This is a genomic window from Pseudomonas sp. IPO3778 (assembly GCF_013386825.1).
Lineage (GTDB): Bacteria > Pseudomonadota > Gammaproteobacteria > Pseudomonadales > Pseudomonadaceae > Aquipseudomonas.
The window spans coordinates 26951-45555 of sequence record NZ_JACARC010000043.1; the positions used below are offsets into that span (position 1 = coordinate 26951).

Below are 18605 nucleotides of genomic sequence, written 5' to 3' on the forward strand. Positions count from 1 at the left end.
AACGACCTTCGCGAGCAAGCTCGCGCCTACAGGTACCACGTCAGCCTTTACTGCTGAAACGCATCAGTAACAGCGGTAACACCCCCGCCGTAACAATGCGGTAACACATCCAATTGACTTCCAGAGTCCTCCTCACGACTATAGGCGTCCCGCTGCCGCCTACCCGGCGCTAAAGGGCGCAATCCAGGCCTTATAAGCACTGATCCTTAAGAAAGTGCGCCTGTATAAACGAAGACTCACGCGCGTTACTCGCTGTTTCCAAGCGCCTGAATGAGGACCCTTTTCATGCCAAACGTTACCCTGAGCACCTTGCAGAGCCTCAAGCTCAAAGGTGAAAAAATCACCATGCTGACCAGCTACGACGCCACTTTTGCCCAGGCCAGTTGCCAGGCCGGCGTTGAAGTGCTGCTGGTGGGGGACTCCCTGGGCATGGTCCTGCAAGGGAATGACAGCACCCTGCCGGTCACCACCGATGACATCGCTTACCACACTGCTTGCGTCAAACGCGGTAACGAAGGCGCGTTCATCATCGCCGACCTGCCGTTCATGGCCGATGCCACCGTTGAACAGACCCTGACCAACAGCGCCAAGCTGATGCGGGCCGGTGCGCACATGGTCAAGGTTGAAGGTGCCGCGTGGCTTGCCGAGTCGATCCGCTTGTTGGCCGAACGCGGCGTGCCGGTTTGCGCGCACATGGGCCTGACACCGCAGTCGGTGAATATCCTCGGTGGCTACAAGGTACAAGGCCGCGGCGAAGCCCAGGCACGCCAGATGCGGGCCGATGCCATCGCCCTCGAACAGGCCGGTGCATGCATGATTTTGCTGGAGTGCGTGCCAAGCGAACTGGCAGCAGAAATCACCCAGGCCGTTAAAGTACCAGTGATCGGCATTGGCGCAGGTTCCGCCACCGACGGCCAGGTATTGGTCGTGCATGACATGCTGGGCCTGTCCCTCTCCGGGCGCGTCCCCAAGTTCGTGAAAAACTTCATGACCGGCCAGGACAGCATTCAATCCGCAATCGCCGCCTATGTCAGCGAAGTCAAAGCCGTCACCTTCCCAGGCGCCGAACACGGGTTCTCTGCATGAACACCGTCAAGACCGTGCGCGAACTGCGCGCCGCCGTCGCCCATGCCCGCAATGCGGGTAAGCGCATCGGCTTTGTGCCCACCATGGGCAACCTGCACAGCGGCCATTCCACTCTCGTCACCAAAGCGGCGCAACAAGCGGACTTCGTGGTGGCGAGCATTTTCGTCAACCCGCTGCAATTCGGCGCCGGCGAAGACCTGGACAAATACCCGCGCACCCTCGCGGCTGACCAGGAGAAATTGCTGCAAGCCGGCTGCAACCTGCTGTTCGCCCCCACCGTCGACGAGATGTACCCCGACGGCATGGCCGGCCAGACTCGCGTGAGCGTACCGCAACTGTCCGAAGGGCTCTGCGGCGCCAGCCGTCCGGGGCACTTTGAAGGTGTGGCCACGGTGGTCAGCAAGCTGTTCAACATGGTCCAGCCGGACCTGGCGATCTTTGGCCAGAAGGACTACCAGCAACTGGCGGTCATTCGCGCCATGGTCCACGACCTGAACATGCCCATCCAGATTATCGGCGAGCCGACCGTACGGGCCGACGATGGCCTGGCGCTGTCGTCGCGCAACGGTTACCTCACCGAGGAGCAGCGCGCCATCGCCCCGGTGCTGTACCGCAGCCTCAGCCAGATTGCCACCGCGATTGAAGGGGGCGAGCGCGATTTCGCCAAACTGCGTGCGGCACAGGTCCAGCAGATTGAAGCGGCGGGCTTTCGCATGGATTACCTGGAGGTCCGCCAGGGTGTGCACCTGCGCCCGGCCACCGCGGACGACAAGGACGTGGTGATTCTGGTCGCCGCCTACCTGGGCGCCACACGGTTGATCGACAACCTGCATTTGCACCTGAACTGACCCCGCAACACCCCCCGCCTGTTGCACTGCCTGATCGGCCGGTATAAAAAAGTACCGGCCACAGCGCAGACAAAGCCAAGACAGATCGACACGCTAGGTTTAATGTATTCGCCCTACGCTATTCGTTGGCGTCGACCGGAGCCTGTCATCTTCTTCATAACGACAGGACATTCCCGGCTTTAAAGTGTCCTAAGAGCAGTCCCAGCAATAAAAAGGAAACCCGCAGCGATGGCGTACTACCGCACTCCTCATGACGTTACCGCTCTGCCCGCCTGGCAAGCGCTCAATCAACATCGCCAAGCCATGCAGGATTTCAGCATGCGCGAAGCCTTTAATGCCGATCCCCAGCGCTTTACCCAGTTCACCTTGAGCAGCTGCGGACTTTTCCTCGATTACTCAAAAAACCTGATCACCAGCGAAACCCGCGACCTGCTGGTAGGCCTGGCCAAGGAAGTCGACCTTCAGGGCGCGATCAAGTCGCTGTTCAACGGCGAGCCGGTCAACTCTTCCGAAGGCCGCCCGGCGCTGCACACTGCGCTGCGCCGCCCGGTTGGCGACAAGCTGTCGGTCAACGGCGTGAACATCATGCCGGACGTGCACAAAGTGCTGAACCAGATCACTGACCTGGTCGGCCGCATCCACGACGGCCTGTGGCGTGGCTACACCGAGAAGCCGATCACCGACGTGGTGAACATCGGTATCGGTGGCTCGTTCCTCGGCCCGGAGCTGGTGTCTGAAGCACTGTTGTCCTACGCCCACAAAGGCGTGCGCTGCCATTACCTGGCGAACATCGACGGCAGCGAGTTCCACGAGCTGACCATGAAGTTGCGCGCCGAGACCACGCTGTTCATCGTCTCGTCAAAATCCTTCAACACCCTCGAAACCCTGAAAAACGCCCAGGCCGCCCGTGCCTGGTACCTGGCCCAGGGTGGCTCGGAAGCCGAACTGTATCGCCACTTCATCGCCGTATCGAGCAACAACGCGGCAGCCGTGGCCTTCGGCATCCGCGAAGAGAACATCTTCCCGATGTGGGACTGGGTAGGCGGTCGTTACTCGCTGTGGTCGGCCATCGGTCTGCCGATCGCGCTGGCTATCGGCATGTCCAACTTCAAGGAACTGCTGTCCGGTGCCTACACCATGGACCAGCACTTCCAGACCGCGCCCTTCGAGGCGAACATGCCGGTGCTGCTGGGCCTGCTCGGCGTGTGGTACGGCAACTTCTGGGGCGCACAGAGCCACGCGATCCTGCCGTACGACCACTACCTGCGTAACATCACCAAGCACTTGCAGCAGTTGGACATGGAATCCAACGGCAAGAGCGTACGCCAGGACGGTACGCCGGTGTCCACCGACACCGGCCCGGTTATCTGGGGCGGCGTAGGCTGCAACGGTCAACACGCTTACCACCAGTTGCTGCACCAGGGTACCCAACTGATCCCGGCCGACTTTATCGTGCCGATCGTCAGCTTCAACCCGGTCTCCGACCACCATCAGTGGCTGTACGCCAACTGCCTGTCCCAGAGCCAGGCACTGATGCTCGGCAAGACCCGCAGCGAAGCCGAAGCCGAGCTGCGCGACAAAGGCATGGACGAAGCCGAAGTGCAGAAGCTGGCACCGCACAAGGTGATCCCGGGCAACCGTCCGAGCAACACCCTTGTGGTTGAGCGCATCAGCCCTCGCCGCCTTGGCGCACTGGTGGCCATGTATGAGCACAAAGTGTTCGTGCAGAGCGTCATCTGGGGTATCAACGCCTTCGACCAATGGGGCGTCGAGCTGGGTAAAGAGCTGGGTAAAGGCGTCTACAACCGCCTGACCGGCACTGAAGAGCAGCCTGCAGACGACGCGTCCACCCAAGGGTTGATCAACTACTTCCGCGGCCGTCACCGCGGTTGATGTAATGCCCGCAAGGCCAACGTCTGTTTGGACGTTGGCCTTGAACCCACCTGCCACAGGGTGCATCTTTATTGCTTGTCGCAAAAACAAGAATAAGGATCCCTCATGTTCGATATCAGCACGTTCCCCACCGCCGATGCCGTCCGCCGGGCTGCGCAACTCAGCCAAGAGGACTACCAGCGCCTCTACCGCCAATCCGTCGAACAACCTGATACGTTCTGGGCCGAGCAAGCCAAACGCTTTCTCGACTGGAGCACGCCCTGGCAGACCGTCCAGAAATCCGACATGACTACCGGCGCCGCCCAATGGTTTGCCGGCGGCCAACTGAACGTCAGCTACAACTGCATCGACCGTCACCTGGCGCAACGCGCCGATCAGCCGGCCTTCATCTGGGAAGGCGACGATCCTGCAACGTCTTCCAAAATCACCTACCGCCAACTCCACCAAAACGTCAGCCGCCTGGCCAACGTGCTGAAAAGCCGTGGCGTGAAGAAAGGCGACCGGGTGTGCATCTACATGCCGATGATCCCCGAAGCGGCCTACGCGATGCTGGCCTGCACGCGGATCGGCGCGGTGCATTCGGTGGTGTTTGGTGGTTTCTCTCCGGATGCTCTTCGCGACCGGATTCTCGACGCCGACTGCCGCACGGTGATCACCGCCGATGAAGGCGTGCGCGGCGGCAAGCCGGTGGCGCTGAAACAGAATGTCGACAAGGCCCTGGCCAGTTGCCCGGGTGTCAGCACGGTACTGGTGGTGCAGCGCACTGGCGCGGCAGTCAATTGGACTGAAGGGCGCGACCTCAAGTATCAACAGGCCCTGGAGGCCGTCAGCGACGACTGCCCGCCCGAGCCGATGGACGCGGAAGACCCGCTGTTTATCCTCTACACCTCCGGCAGCACCGGCAAACCCAAAGGCGTGTTGCACACCACCGGCGGCTACCTGCTGCAAGCCGCGATGACGTTCAAGTACGTGCTCGACTACCGCGACGGCGAAGTGTTTTGGTGCACCGCCGATGTGGGCTGGGTGACCGGCCACAGCTATATCGTCTACGGCCCGCTGGCCAATGGCGCCACCTCGCTGATGTTCGAAGGCGTGCCGAGTTACCCGGATAGCTCGCGGTTCTGGCAGGTGATCGACAAACACCAGGTCAACATCTTCTACACCGCGCCCACGGCCTTGCGCGCCCTGATGCGTGAAGGCCATGGCCCCCTGGAAAACACCTCACGCGCCAGCCTGCGGCTGCTGGGCAGCGTCGGCGAGCCGATCAACCCGGAAGCCTGGGATTGGTACTTCAACGCGGTCGGCGAACAACGCTGCCCGATTGTCGACACCTGGTGGCAGACCGAAACCGGCGGCATCATGCTCAGCCCGCTGGTCAGCGCCCAGCGCATCAAACCCGGCTGCGCCACCCAACCGATGTTTGGCGTGGTGCCGGTGCTGCTTGATGAGCAAGGCAAGGAAATCAGCGGCGCCGGCAGCGGCGTGCTGGCGATCAAATCCAGCTGGCCGGGGCAGATCCGCAGTGTATACGGCGACCCGCAGCGGATGATCGACACGTACTTCAAACCTTATCCCGGCTACTACTTCACCGGCGATGGCGCACGGCGGGATGAGGACGGTGATTACTGGATCACCGGGCGCATCGACGATGTGATCAACGTGTCCGGGCACCGCATCGGCACCGCCGAGGTGGAAAGCGCCCTGGTGCTGCATGATCAGGTCGCCGAGGCCGCGGTGGTGGGCTACCCCCATGACGTCAAAGGCCAGGGCATCTATGCCTTCGTCACGCCCATGAACGGCGTAGAGCCCGACGATGTGCTGAAAAAGCACCTGCTGGACCTGGTAAGCAAGGAAATAGGCAGCTTCGCCAAGCCGGAACTGATTCAATGGGCGCCGGCCTTGCCGAAAACCCGCTCAGGCAAGATCATGCGGCGGATTTTGCGCAAGATTGCCTGCAACGAGCTGGACAGCCTGGGGGACACGTCCACCCTCGCCGACCCGAGCGTGGTGGATGGCCTGATCGACAAGCGCCTCAACCGATAGGAACCCATGGAATTCATTCGCAGCCGCATCGAACACCAGCTGATGAGCCTGACCGGTTTGTCGCTGGGTCAACTCGACCTGGAAAACCCCAAGGGCGATCCAGGTCTCTTTGGGCCGAACTCGATGAGCTGGAAGGTCCATGGCGACTTCAGCAGCATGTTGATTGGCGGCATCAGCGCGCTGATGTTGCAGGCGTTGCACCCGCTGGCGCTGGCCGGCGTGTGGGACCACTCGAATTTTCGGCAGGACATGCTGGGGCGTTTACGGCGCACCTCGCAGTTTATTTCCGGGACCACCTTTGGTTCGCGGCGGGACGCCGAATGGCTGATCGAAAAAGTGCGCACCATCCACCTGCAAGTGGTGGGGCATGCGCCGGATGGTCGACCGTATGCAGCCAGTGACCCGGAACTGCTGACCTGGGTGCATGTGGCGGAGGTCAGCAACTTTCTCGCCGCCCACCTGCGTTATCGCAACCCGGATTTATCACCCAGGGATCAGGACCGTTACTACAGCGAAATAGCCCTGGTGGCCGAGCAGTTGGGCGCGCGCCATGTGCCGCGTTCACGCCAGGAAATTTCCGATTACCTTGAGCGTATTCGCCCACAACTGCTGTGTGACCAACGCAGCCATGAAGTACTGCGCCTGCTGCTCAATGCGCCGTCCCCCAGCACCTTGGCCAAGCCGTTTGGCGCGCTGATGATGCAGGCCGGTATCGACCTGCTGCCGGACTGGGCCAGCGATATGCTCGGGCAGCAACAAAGCCCGATCCAGCGCCAACTGATCCGCGCCGGGGTCAAGCGCAGCGCGCCCTTGCTGCGCTGGGCCATGCGCAATGGCTCGGTGCAGCGGGCCCACAGGCGGATGGGCCTGCTGGAGCCATAACTGTTAAACTCCCGCGCCCCAATGACCCTGCAAGGCGCGCACTATGTCCCCCTTGAATCAGGCGCTGCGCGCCGCCCTCGATCATCGCCAGGATTTGCTTGCCGAGCTGCATGCCCAAGGCACCGACTGCTATCGCCTGTTCCACGGCAGCCAGGAAGGCGCCGGCGGCCTGACTATCGACCGCTACGGCCCGCAACTGCTGGTGCAAAGCTTTCACCAATCGCTGGCCAGTGACGACCTGCTGCAACTGCATCAGGCGATCAACCAGCACCTGGGGCTTGAGCTGCTGCTGGTCTACAACGACCGCTCCCGGGGCAACTCGCGCATCGACCGTGAAGACACGGTGTACCGCGCCGAACCGGCGGCTCTGGGCGACTTGATCGGCCATGAATGGGGCCTCAACTACCGCGTACGCGGCCGCCACGCCGGCCAGGACCCGCTGCTGTTCCTGGACCTGCGCAACACCCGCGGCTGGGTCAAGGCCCACAGTGCCGGCAAAAGCGTGCTCAACCTGTTTGCCTACACCTGCGGCGTAGGCCTGAGCGCCGCGGCCGGTGGCGCCCGCGAGGTGTGCAACCTGGACTTTGCCGAGGGCAACCTGGCGGTCGGTCGCGAAAACGGTCAGCTCAACCCGCAATTGCCGACGATGGAATTCGTGCAGTCCGACTATTTCCCGGCCATCCGCCAACTGGCCGGACTGCCCATCAGCCAGCGGCGCGGTCACAAGCTGCCGAGTTATCCACGCCTGGACCAACGCCAATACGACCTGGTGTTGCTCGACCCGCCCGCCTGGGCCAAGAGCGCCTTCGGCACGGTCGACCTGCTGCGCGACTATCAAAGCCTGCTCAAACCGGCACTGCTGGCCACTGCCGATAACGGCGTGCTGATCTGCTGCAACAACCTCGCAAAAGTCAGCATGGACGACTGGCGCGACCAGGTCCTGCGCTGCGCCGAAAAGGCCGGGCGGCCGGTGCGCGACTGGCAAATCATGACACCCGGCGCAGACTTCCCGTCGCAAGACCAGCAACCACCGCTGAAGACCCTGATCCTGCAGCTGTAAGACTTGTCTCAAAGAGGCCGGAACGCAGTAATAAAGGCCCGTTGCTTCGGAACCGCAAACCCGTGCCATACTCCAAGGCACTCTTGATTGACATAGATGGCGTCACATATGCCCAAAGGATTGATTCGCGCCGCTGGCGCCTTGCTGACCGCCCTTGCCCTGTATAGCTTGCTGGGTTTCCTTATTCTCCCCGGCATTGCCCTTCGCGTGGCCAACCAACAGTTGGCCAATTACGCCACCGTGCCGGCACGCATCGAGCGTATCGAGCTCAACCCGTTCAGCCTCGAACTGACAGTGTGGGGCCTGAATATCGGAGAGCCCGGCAAGGAGCAAGTGGGCTTTGAACGCCTCTATGCCAACCTGCAAATCGACAGCCTGTGGACACGTGCCCTGCACCTGGCTGACGTCCAACTCGACAAGCCGAAAACCGAACTGCTGTTCGACAAGTCCGGCCAGCTCAACCTGGCGCAATTGTTCAAAGTGCCGGCCAGCGAACCGACGCCAACCGATCCGAACGCCAAACCCTTCCCGCTGCGCATCGATAGCATCAAGCTGGCGGGCGGCTATGTGCACTTCCAGGATTTGCGCCCAAGCGAACCGATCGAGTTTCTCTACGACAAACTGGATTTCGAGCTGAAAAACCTCAGCACATTGCCCGATGACAATGCTGATATGACGCTGGTAGCGGCTGGCCCGGAAGGCGGGCAGATCGACTGGACCGGCAACTTCAGCCTCATCCCGATCGCCTCCGAGGGCAAACTCAAGGTTACCGACGGCAAGATGAAAGTCTGGTGGCCGTATGTGCGTGACGCGTTACCGCTGGTGCTGGAAGACGGCGTCCTCAACTTCAGCACCGACTACAAGCTGAGCCTGGCCAAAGAGACCGAGCTGAACCTGACCAACGTCGCCCTGAGTGTCGCGCCGTTTGCGATCAAAGCGCCGGATGGCCGGCCCTTGGCCCGCCTGGAGCGCCTGGACGTCAGCGACACTTCGGTCGACCTGGCCAAGCAGCAGGTAATTGTCGGAAAAATCCGCAGCAACAAGCTCGAAACCTGGGCAGCCCTTGAAGCCGACGGCCAGCTGGATTGGCAGAAGCTGTTCGCCAGCCAGCCGAGCAAGCCTGCACCGGCGCCCGAACCGGCTGCCGCCCCTGCCACTGCCGACTCACCAAAACCTGCGCCGGCAGCGCCGAGCAAGCCTTGGCAAGTGCTGCTCAAAGACGTGCAACTGCGCGACTATCAAGTGCACCTGGCTGACCGCTCGGCTAAACCCACAGTCGCCCTGGAAGTCGGCCCGCTGAACCTGGACCTGCAGGATTTCGACAGCCTCAACCAGAGCCCGTTTACCCTCAAGCTCGATACCGGCGTAGGTAAACAAGGCAAGCTCCAGGCCACCGGCCAGGTCAACCTGAGCCCGGTCAGCGCCAAGCTGAAAGTGGATACCAAGGACATCGACCTGCGTGTCGCCCAGTCCTACATCAGCCCGTTTATCCGCCTGGAACTGCGTAGCGGCATGCTCGGCAGCAACCTCGACGTGAACCTGAAAAGTACCGAACCGCTGGCATTCCAGGTGACTGGCCGGGCGCAGGTCGACCAGTTGCATACCCTCGATACCATGAAGAATCGCGACTTCCTCAAGTGGCAGCGCCTGGTACTCGAAGGCGTGAATTATCAACATGGCGACAGCTTGTCGATCGACAAAGTCGACCTGCTGCAACCCTATGCGCGCTTCATGATCAACGATGACCGCACCACCAACATCGATGACCTGCTGATTCCCCAGCCAGCCACCAGCGCCCGTCAGTCCGCAGCGAAATCGGCCAGCAAAGAGAAGCCTCTGGGCATTCGTATTGGTCAAATTGCGATCAACGACGGCTCGGCCAACTTCGCCGACTTCAGCCTGACCCCGAACTTCGCTACAGCGATTCAACAGCTCAACGGGCAGATCGGCACCATCGACAGTCGCCAGGCCAAACCGGCGAGCGTTGACGTCAAGGGCAAGGTTGACCGTTATGCACCGGTCACCATCAAGGGCAGCGTGAACCCGTTTGACCCGATGGCTGCGCTGGATATCGCCACCAGCTTCAAACGTGTCGAACTGACCACCCTGACGCCCTACTCAGGCAAATTCGCCGGGTTCCGCATCCGCAAGGGCCGGCTAAACCTGGACCTGCATTACGTCATCACCAAGGGCCAGTTGAAGGCCGAGAACAAGGTGGTGGTCGAGCAACTGCAACTGGGTGAGAAAGTCGACAGTGCCGATGCCGTGGACCTGCCGATTCGTCTCGCGATTGCCCTGCTGAAAGACTCCGACGGCAAGATCTCCATCGAATTGCCGGTCACCGGCGACTTGAACAACCCCCAGTTCAGCGTGATGCCGATTGTCTGGCAGACCCTGCGCAACCTGGTGGTGCGCGCAGCCACGGCGCCGTTCAAGTTTATTGGCGGGCTGATTAGCGGTGGCGGTGCGCAAGACCTCGGCAATGTGTCTTTTGCCGCAGGCTCCAGCGACCTGAGCAAAGAGGCTGAATCGGCGCTGGACAGCCTGGCAAAGGCGCTCAAGGAACGCCCTGCCCTGCGCCTGGAAATCGAAGGGACCGCTGCCGCCAGCAGCGACGGTCCGCTGTTGGCCGCACAGCGGCTGGAACGGGAATACCAGTACAACTACTACAAGATCCTCCAACGCCGAGGCGACAAAGTCCCGGCTCAGGCATCACTGCTTCAAGTTCCGGAAAAGGAAAAGGCACCGCTGCTGGAAGGTATCTACCGTACTCGTCTGAAACTGCAGCCGCCGCCCGAATGGAAAGACCTGAGCAGCGATGAGCGCACTGCCAAGCTGCGGGACGGGGTGATCAAGTTCTGGAGCGGTAGCGACGTGTTGCTACGCCAACTGGGCCAGGACCGCGCCAGCGCGATCAAGGACTACCTGGTGGACAAGGGGCAGCTGGAAGACGACCGGGTTTACTTTATCGATGCAAACCTGGGTGAAGCCGAGAAAGATGGTCGAGTGGTAACGCCGATGCATCTGGATGCCGAGTAACCCAAACGCTGGCCCCCTGTAGGAGCGAGCTTGCTCGCGAAGAACGTCAACGATAACGCGGACTTTCTGAATTGACGCGGTGTTCTGAGGTTTTTCGCGAGCAAGCTCGCTCCTACAGTTCCCTTGCGCAATAGAACAGGCCCCGGCACAAGTGCCGGGGCCTGTAATGACCACATCCGTGTGGCCGGTCGCATGAACCTGTGAGGTGCAATGAGCGGATATCTAACTCGCTCGTGGCCGCCTCCGCCTAGTTCAGGCGATTCGTTAAGCGTTACTCTGCTTTCAGGCCGTCGGCCGATACAGCTTTAACGCCTTTGATTTTCTTGGTGATGGCAACAGCAGTCGCTTTCTGAGCGTCAGTCACAGCTACGGTCGACGACAGGGACACTACACCTTTGTTGGTTTCGACTTTGATGTCGGTGCCAGGAATGCCTTTCTCGGTCACCAGGTCACTTTTCACTTTGGTGGTGATCCAGGTATCGGAGGTCGCTTCCTTGGCTTTAGTCACTTCACCGGCCGCTACAACCATAGGCGCCTGGGAAGTTTGAGCGAAGGCCACGTTGGCCATGGTCAGGGTCAGAGCGGTGGCAGTTGCAGCAGCGATAGCGAACTTTTTCATACGAGTAACTCCTGTTTTATCAAAAGTCTGCAGCGTGTAAACGTTAAAGCTGCAGGGCTACCAGTACTATTGCAGGCGCTGTGCCAAGTTTTTACATCAGATAAAAACCTTATAAAACAGAAACTTACAAAAATACCCAATTTTCGAAATCGTGCAACTTGCATGAAGGCGATCGTGCCTGCATGCAAGTTGCGGTTTTTAGGTATGGCTAAACGCCTGATTTCGCGACACTTTCCTGCAGGCATAAAAAAAGGACTCCGAAGAGTCCTTTTTCAGCTTACAGCGACGGGGTGATTAAACGCCCGAAGCCTTGGCTGCTGCTACGTCCTTGATGGACAGCTTGATACGGCCGCGGTTGTCCACGTCCAGTACCAGCACTTCCACTTCCTGGCCTTCTTTCAGGATGTCGGTCACTTTCTCAACGCGAGCGTCGCTCAGCATAGAGATGTGAACCAGACCGTCCTTGCCTGGCAGGATGTTGACGAATGCGCCGAAGTCGACGATGCGCTCAACCTTACCGACGTAGATCTTGCCGATCTCGGCTTCAGCGGTGATGCCCAGAACGCGCTGACGTGCAGCCTCAGCCGCTTCCTTGGTTTCGCCGAAGATCTTGATCGAGCCGTCGTCTTCGATATCGATCGAAGCCTTGGTCTCTTCACAGATCGCACGAATGGTCGCGCCGCCTTTACCGATAACATCACGGATTTTGTCGGTGTCGATTTTCATCGCGATCATGGTCGGAGCATTTTCCGACAGTTCGGTGCGGGACTGACCAATGATCTGGTTCATCTGACCGAGGATGTTCAGGCGCGCTTCCAGGGCTTGGCCCAGAGCGATTTCCATGATTTCTTCGGTGATGCCCTTGATCTTGATGTCCATCTGCAGCGCGGTAACACCTTTGGCGGTACCGGCTACTTTGAAGTCCATGTCGCCCAGGTGGTCTTCGTCACCCAGGATGTCGGTCAGGATGGCGAACTTCTCGCCTTCTTTAACCAGACCCATGGCGATACCGGCAACCGGTGCCTTCATCGGAACACCGGCGTCCATCAGAGCCAGGGAAGCACCACAGACCGAAGCCATGGAGCTGGAACCGTTGGACTCGGTGATTTCCGACACAACACGAATGGTGTACGGGAACACGTCGGCGGCAGGCAGCATGGCTGCAATCGAACGACGGGCCAGACGGCCGTGACCGATTTCGCGACGACCAGCGCCACCCATGCGACCACACTCACCTACCGAGAACGGAGGGAAGTTGTAGTGCAGCATGAACGGGTCTTTTTTCTCGCCTTCCAGGGTGTCCAGCAGCTGCGCGTCACGGGCGGTGCCCAGTGTTGCAACCACCAGGGCCTGGGTTTCACCACGGGTGAACAGGGCCGAACCGTGGGTCTTCGGCAGAACGCCAACTTCGATGTTCAGCGGACGTACGGTGCGAGTGTCGCGACCGTCGATACGCGGCTTGCCGTTAACGATGTTTTCGCGAACGGTGCGGTATTCGATTTCGCCGAAGGCTGCTTTGACTTCACTGGAAGAAGGCTGGCCTTCTTCACCGGACAGCTTGGCAACAACCTGGTCCTTCAACTCACCCAGGCGAGCGTAACGGTCGGCCTTGATGGTGATGGTGTAGGCGTCGGAGATAGCTGCACCGAACTCGGAGCGGATAGCGCCCAGCAGTGCGGTCGCTTCAGGCGCAGGAGCCCAGGTCCAGGTTGGCTTGGCAGCTTCAGCGGCCAGTTCTTTAACCGCGTTGATCACAACCTGGAACTCGTCGTGAGCAAACAGTACAGCGCCCAGCATCTGGTCTTCGGTCAGCTCTTTGGCTTCCGATTCAACCATCAACACGGCTTCCGAAGTACCGGCAACGACCATGTCCAGGCTCGATGCTTTCTGTTGTTCGTAAGTCGGGTTCAGCAGGTAGCCGGTGCTTTCGTGGAACGCAACACGGGCAGCGCCGATCGGGCCATCGAAAGGAATACCGGAGATGGCCAGGGCAGCCGAGGTGCCGATCATCGCAGCGATGTCCGGATCGGTCTTCTTGCTGGTGGAAACGACGGTGCAGACAACCTGCACTTCGTTCATGAAGCCTTCTGGGAACAGCGGACGGATCGGACGGTCGATCAGTCGGGAAGTCAGGGTTTCTTTCTCGGAAGGACGGCCTTCGCGCTTGAAGAAACCGCCAGGGATCTTACCGGCAGCGTAAGTCTTTTCCTGGTAGTGAACGGAAAGAGGGAAGAAGCCTTTGCTTGGGTCAGCGGTCTTGGCGCCAACAACGGTCACCAGTACGGTGACGTCGTCGTCAACGGTGACCAGCACTGCGCCGGAGGCTTGACGGGCGATACGGCCTGTCTCGAGGGTAACGGTCGACTGACCGAACTGAAATTTTTTGATAACCGGGTTCACGGTGTCCTACCTTCTTTGTGGCTCTTGGGGAACTTGTCTTCTTGCGAAATTCTTGGGCAATGTCGGGAATCGGCCCAACGCCTGTCCAGGGTAAAACGTGTATCCAGATAAAACTTGAGGCTGGAAGCCTGCCATGGGCCAGCGGGAAACCCACTGACACACGACAGCCAACCAACCTCTAGCGCAATCGCTTATTAGCGACGCAGACCCAGGCGACCGATCAGAGTCTGATAACGACCCAGATCCTTGCCTTTCAGGTAGTCCAGCAGCTTACGACGCTGGTTTACCATGCGGATCAGACCACGACGGGAGTGGTGATCTTTACCGTTGGCCTTGAAGTGACCTTGCAGCTTGTTGATGTTGTGGGTCAGCAGTGCAACTTGCACTTCTGGCGAACCAGTGTCACCAACAGCTTGCTGGTAGTCAGCTACGATTTGAGCTTTTTCTTGAACGTCGAGAGCCATGAGGCAATCCTTTTTTCAGGAAACCATCCAAAGGACGGTTTCAACAGGCCAGGGACAAATCCCTGTATCTAAAAATGAGTAGTGACCATGCCTGCTAACAGCCACCCTCGTTCCAGTTTGCGTAAAAGCGACTGCGCTCGGTAATCCTGCGTCAAAAACAGGCTCGGAATGCTCATTAACAGCAGTTAACTCCGCTTCCTCGCCTGTTTTTTCCTTGTCTTACCTTCGCTCGCTACGCTTTTACCACAAACTGGTTCCGGTCATTCTGACCGAATCAGTCGACGCGGCGCGATGCGCCCGTCTTCGCTCACTTCACCGATACCGATAAAGCGACCGTTGTGATCTTGTACCCGCACCATGCCGAACTTCGGGGCATCCGGTGCACGTACCGGCTGGCCGTTAAGCCAGTAGAACGCGCTGTGCTCCGAGAAGTGCAGCAATGGCCAATCCAGCAAACCGCTGTCCGATGGCATCAGGAAGCGATCAACCGCTTCGTTGCCGCCTTCGGCATGTACCGCTTCCAGCTCTTCCAGCGTGACCGTCTGGGCCAGGGTGAAAGGGCCGGCCTGGGTGCGTCGCAGTTCTGCAACGTATGCGCCACAGCCTAGTTGCTCACCGATATCTTCCACGAGGGTACGGATATAAGTGCCTTTGCTGCAGTCCACCGCCAACCGGGCAGTGTCGCCTTCGGCGGCGAGCAATTCCAGGCGGGCAATAGTAACAGAACGCGGTTCGCGCTCCACCACTTCACCTGCACGTGCCAGCTTGTAAAGAGGCTGGCCATCACGCTTGAGAGCCGAGTACATCGGCGGTATCTGACTGATTTGCCCACGAAAAGCAGGTAAAGCAGCTTCGATATCAGCACGACCAACGGTCACATCGCGAACCTGCAACACATCACCTTCGGCGTCGGCCGTGGTGGTGGTCTTGCCCAGTTGCATCAGGGTTTCGTAACCCTTGTCGGAATCGAGCAGGTATTGCGAAAACTTGGTGGCCTCACCGAAGCACAGCGGCAACACGCCGGTGGCCAAGGGATCAAGGCTGCCGGTGTGCCCTGCCTTCTCGGCATTGAGCAGCCAGCGGACCTTCTGCAACGCCGCATTGGAGGTAAAGCCAATGGGTTTGTCGAGCAGAATGATGCCGCTGACGTTACGACGGATACGTTTGACCTGAGCCACCGATTACTCCTTGGCGTCTTCAGGCGTGGCGGATTCCGGGTGCTGATTGTCTTCAGCCACGGCCCGCTCGATCAGTGCCGACAGATGCGCGCCACGCACGACGCTTTCGTCGTAGTGGAAGTGCAACTGAGGAACGCTGCGCAGCTTCATTTCACGGGCCAACTGCATGCGCAGGAAGCCTGCAGCCGAGTTGAGCACCTTGATGCTTTGCGCGATTTCTTCGCTGCTGTCCTGCCCCATCACGGTGATGAAGATCTTGGCGTGACCAACGTCACGGCTGACTTCAACGGCGGTGATGGTGACCAGGCCAACACGTGGATCTTTTACTTCACGACGGATCAGCTGTGCCAGCTCACGCTGCATCTGATCGCCGATACGTTGGGTACGGCTGTATTCTTTTGCCATGTCTTGTTACCTGTTACTGCCACACGGTGAAACCCGTGGGGTCTGAAAGCGGCAAACGCCCGGCCTGACAAAAGCCAGACCGGGCGTTGCGTTTAGAGTCCGGACGCTGCGCCCGGCATTTGCATGCCTGGGCGCCGCGTGGCCCTTGAAGTGCGCGAGTTAGAGGCTGCGAGCAACCTGGACCTTCTCGTAGACTTCGATCTTGTCGCCAGCCTTGACGTCGTTGTAGCTCTTGACGCCAATACCGCATTCCATGCCGGCACGTACTTCGGAAGCGTCATCCTTGAAGCGGCGCAGGGATTCCAGCTCGCCTTCGAAGATAACGATGTCTTCACGCAGTACACGGATTGGACGGTTACGGTGCACAACACCTTCGATAACCATGCAACCGGCGATCGCGCCGAATTTCGGCGAGCGGAACACGTCACGCACCTCGGCCACACCCAGGATGTTCTCCCGGACGTCGCTGCCAAGCATGCCGGTGAGGGCTTTCTTGACGTCTTCGATGATGTCGTAGATGACGTTGTAGTAACGCATGTCCAGGCCTTCCTGCTCGACGATCTTCCGTGCGCCAGCATCGGCACGCACGTTGAAGCCGAACAGTACAGCGTTGGAAGCCAGTGCCAGGTTGGCGTCGGATTCGGTGATACCACCCACACCGCCACCGACAACACGCACTTGCACTTCGTCGTTACCCAGGCCGTTCAAGGCGCCGTTCAACGCTTCGAGGGAACCACGAACGTCAGATTTGAGGACGATGTTGAGCGTCTTCTTCTCTGCCTGGCCCATGTTCTCGAAGATGTTTTCCAGCTTGCCGGCGTGAGCACGGGCCAGCTTGACTTCACGGAACTTGCCTTGACGGAACAGAGCCACTTCACGGGCTTTCTTCTCGTCCGACAGCACGCTCATCTCGTCGCCAGCGTCCGGGGTACCGTCCAGGCCGAGGATCTCGACAGGGATGGAAGGACCGGCTTCCTTGATTGGCTTGCCGTTCTCGTCGAGCATGGCACGTACACGGCCGTAGTTCGAACCGACCAGCACCATGTCGCCTTGGCGCAGGGTACCGTCTTGAACCAGAACGGTTGCAACCGGGCCACGACCTTTGTCGAGACGCGATTCAACCACAACACCACGACCCGGGGCCGATGGGGTTGCTTTCAGTTCCAGAACTTCGGCTTGCAGCAGAACGGCTTCGAGCAGTTCGTCTACGCCGGTACCGACTTTCGCCGAGACCGAAACGAACGGCGTATCACCGCCCCACTCTTCGGAAGTCACGCCGTGAACCGACAGTTCGCTACGGATGCGATCGAGATCGGCGCCCGGCTTGTCGATTTTGTTCACGGCTACTACCAGTGGAACACCAGCGGCTTTAGCGTGCTGGACAGCTTCAATGGTCTGCGGCATGACGCCGTCGTCCGCTGCAACTACCAGGATCACGATGTCGGTCGCCTTGGCACCACGGGCACGCATCGCGGTAAACGCGGCGTGACCAGGGGTATCGAGGAAGGTGACCATGCCGCGTTCGGTTTCAACGTGGTATGCACCGATGTGCTGGGTGATGCCGCCGGCTTCGCCTGCAGCTACCTTGGCACGACGGATATAGTCGAGCAGCGAGGTCTTACCATGGTCAACGTGGCCCATTACGGTCACGACTGGCGCACGGGAGAAGGTCTCGCCTTCAAACTTCAGGGACTCGGCCAGGGAATCTTCCAGGGCGGTGTCGCTGACCAGGGTCACTTTGTGGCCCAGCTCTTCAGCAACCAGTTGGGCAGTTTCCTGATCCAGTACCTGGTTGATGGTGGCTGGAGTACCCAGTTTGAACATGAACTTGATGATTTCAGCAGCCTTGACCGACATCTGATTGGCGAGATCGCCAACAGTGATGGTCTCGCCAATCTGCACATCACGCACGACAGGGCCGGTTGGGCTCTGGAAACCGTGAGCGTTGCGCTTCTTCAGCTTGGCCTTGCCGCGACCACCGCGACGGAAGCTGTCGCTTTCTTCGTCGGTAGTACGTGGAGCAACGCGTGGCGCTGGCGCCTTCTCTTTGACCGACGCACGATGTGGAGCGTTTTTGCGCTCGCCATCGCCACTGCCACGACGATTGTTATCGTCGGCACGCGGTTTGTCCGGGCGACGAGGCTCTTCGCGTTTGCGAGCGTCGGCTGCAGGAGCAGGCGCGGCGGCAACCGGAGCGGCCTCACGAACAGCTTCTACAGGCGCGCTAGGCGCAGCAACTGCCTCAGTGTTAGCAGGTTGCGCAGCAGCAGGCTGGCGACGCGCTTCTTCTTCGGCGCGACGCTTGGCTTCTTCTTCAGCCTTCTGACGAGCAGCATTTTCTACTGCGCGACGTTCTTCCAGTTCGCGTTTGCGCTCGGCTTCGATTTCTTCCGGGCTGCGCTGTACGAAGACTTTCTTCTTGCGTACTTCAACGCTGATGCTCTTGCTACCAGCAACACGCAGGGTGCTGGTGGTTTTGCGCTGCAATGTAATCTTGCGCGGTTCTTCCACTTTCGCCTTGTGGCTGCTCTTCAAGTGAGTCAGCAAAGACTGCTTCTCACTATCGCTCACACCTTCATCGGCGGCGGTGTGCGGCAGACCTGCCTCACGCATCTGCTGCAACAGGCGCTCTACCGGTGTTTTGACCTCATCGGCCAGTTGTTTCACCGTGACTTGCGTCATGCACTT

The 18605-nt window shown here is 59.6% G+C and carries 13 protein-coding genes; 7 read left to right on the forward strand and 6 right to left on the reverse strand.

Annotation, left to right across the window (positions count from 1 at the left end; translation table 11 throughout):
• Positions 1-285: 285 nt before the first annotated feature.
• From panB to HX855_RS23140, 7 genes are all read left to right on the forward strand, one after another.
• On the forward strand, positions 286-1086 hold the full coding sequence (panB, locus tag HX855_RS23110) for a 3-methyl-2-oxobutanoate hydroxymethyltransferase (protein ID WP_177089457.1): 801 nt from the start codon (positions 286-288) through the stop codon (positions 1084-1086).
• On the forward strand, positions 1083-1934 hold the full coding sequence (gene panC, locus HX855_RS23115) for a pantoate--beta-alanine ligase (protein WP_177089458.1): 852 nt from the start codon (positions 1083-1085) through the stop codon (positions 1932-1934). Before panB ends, panC begins: the two co-directional genes overlap by 4 nt.
• Positions 1935-2162: 228 nt before the next feature.
• Positions 2163-3827, forward strand: coding sequence for a glucose-6-phosphate isomerase (gene pgi / locus HX855_RS23120; protein WP_177089459.1), 1665 nt, complete (start codon positions 2163-2165; stop codon positions 3825-3827).
• Between the two features lie 105 nt (positions 3828-3932).
• The gene (gene acs / locus HX855_RS23125; RefSeq protein ID WP_177089460.1) at positions 3933-5870 is read left to right on the forward strand and encodes an acetate--CoA ligase; all 1938 of its coding nucleotides are present in this window, start codon (positions 3933-3935) and stop codon (positions 5868-5870) included.
• A gap of 6 nt (positions 5871-5876) precedes the next feature.
• Entirely contained in the window at positions 5877-6752 is an 876-nt protein-coding gene (locus HX855_RS23130; protein WP_177089461.1) for an oxygenase MpaB family protein, read from the forward strand.
• A 43-nt stretch (positions 6753-6795) separates the two neighbouring features.
• A complete protein-coding gene (locus tag HX855_RS23135; RefSeq protein WP_177089462.1) occupies positions 6796-7812 on the forward strand; it encodes a class I SAM-dependent rRNA methyltransferase in 1017 nt (338 codons plus the stop codon).
• A 108-nt stretch (positions 7813-7920) separates the two neighbouring features.
• Positions 7921-10851 (forward strand): DUF748 domain-containing protein, encoded by a 2931-nt coding sequence (locus tag HX855_RS23140; RefSeq protein WP_177089463.1) that lies wholly within the window; start codon positions 7921-7923, stop codon positions 10849-10851.
• A 271-nt stretch (positions 10852-11122) separates the two neighbouring features.
• On the opposite strand, the gene HX855_RS23145 is transcribed toward HX855_RS23140, so the two are convergent.
• The 6 genes from HX855_RS23145 to infB form a co-directional block, all read right to left on the reverse strand.
• Positions 11123-11470: a BON domain-containing protein gene (locus HX855_RS23145; RefSeq protein ID WP_177089464.1), complete on the reverse strand. Its 348-nt coding sequence runs from the start codon at positions 11468-11470 to the stop codon at positions 11123-11125.
• 294 nt (positions 11471-11764) lie between these two features.
• Positions 11765-13870: a polyribonucleotide nucleotidyltransferase gene (pnp, locus tag HX855_RS23150; RefSeq protein ID WP_177089465.1), complete on the reverse strand. Its 2106-nt coding sequence runs from the start codon at positions 13868-13870 to the stop codon at positions 11765-11767.
• A gap of 194 nt (positions 13871-14064) precedes the next feature.
• Entirely contained in the window at positions 14065-14334 is a 270-nt protein-coding gene (rpsO, locus tag HX855_RS23155) for a 30S ribosomal protein S15 (protein ID WP_003177875.1), read from the reverse strand.
• Between the two features lie 260 nt (positions 14335-14594).
• The gene (gene truB / locus HX855_RS23160; RefSeq protein ID WP_177089466.1) at positions 14595-15512 is read right to left on the reverse strand and encodes a tRNA pseudouridine(55) synthase TruB; all 918 of its coding nucleotides are present in this window, start codon (positions 15510-15512) and stop codon (positions 14595-14597) included.
• Between the two features lie 3 nt (positions 15513-15515).
• Positions 15516-15917 carry a 30S ribosome-binding factor RbfA gene (gene rbfA / locus HX855_RS23165; RefSeq protein ID WP_088423539.1) on the reverse strand — a complete coding sequence of 134 codons (402 nt, stop codon included), beginning with the start codon at positions 15915-15917 and terminating at the stop codon, positions 15516-15518.
• A gap of 159 nt (positions 15918-16076) precedes the next feature.
• Positions 16077-18599 (reverse strand): translation initiation factor IF-2, encoded by a 2523-nt coding sequence (gene infB, locus HX855_RS23170; protein WP_003212186.1) that lies wholly within the window; start codon positions 18597-18599, stop codon positions 16077-16079.
• Positions 18600-18605 lie beyond the last annotated feature (6 nt).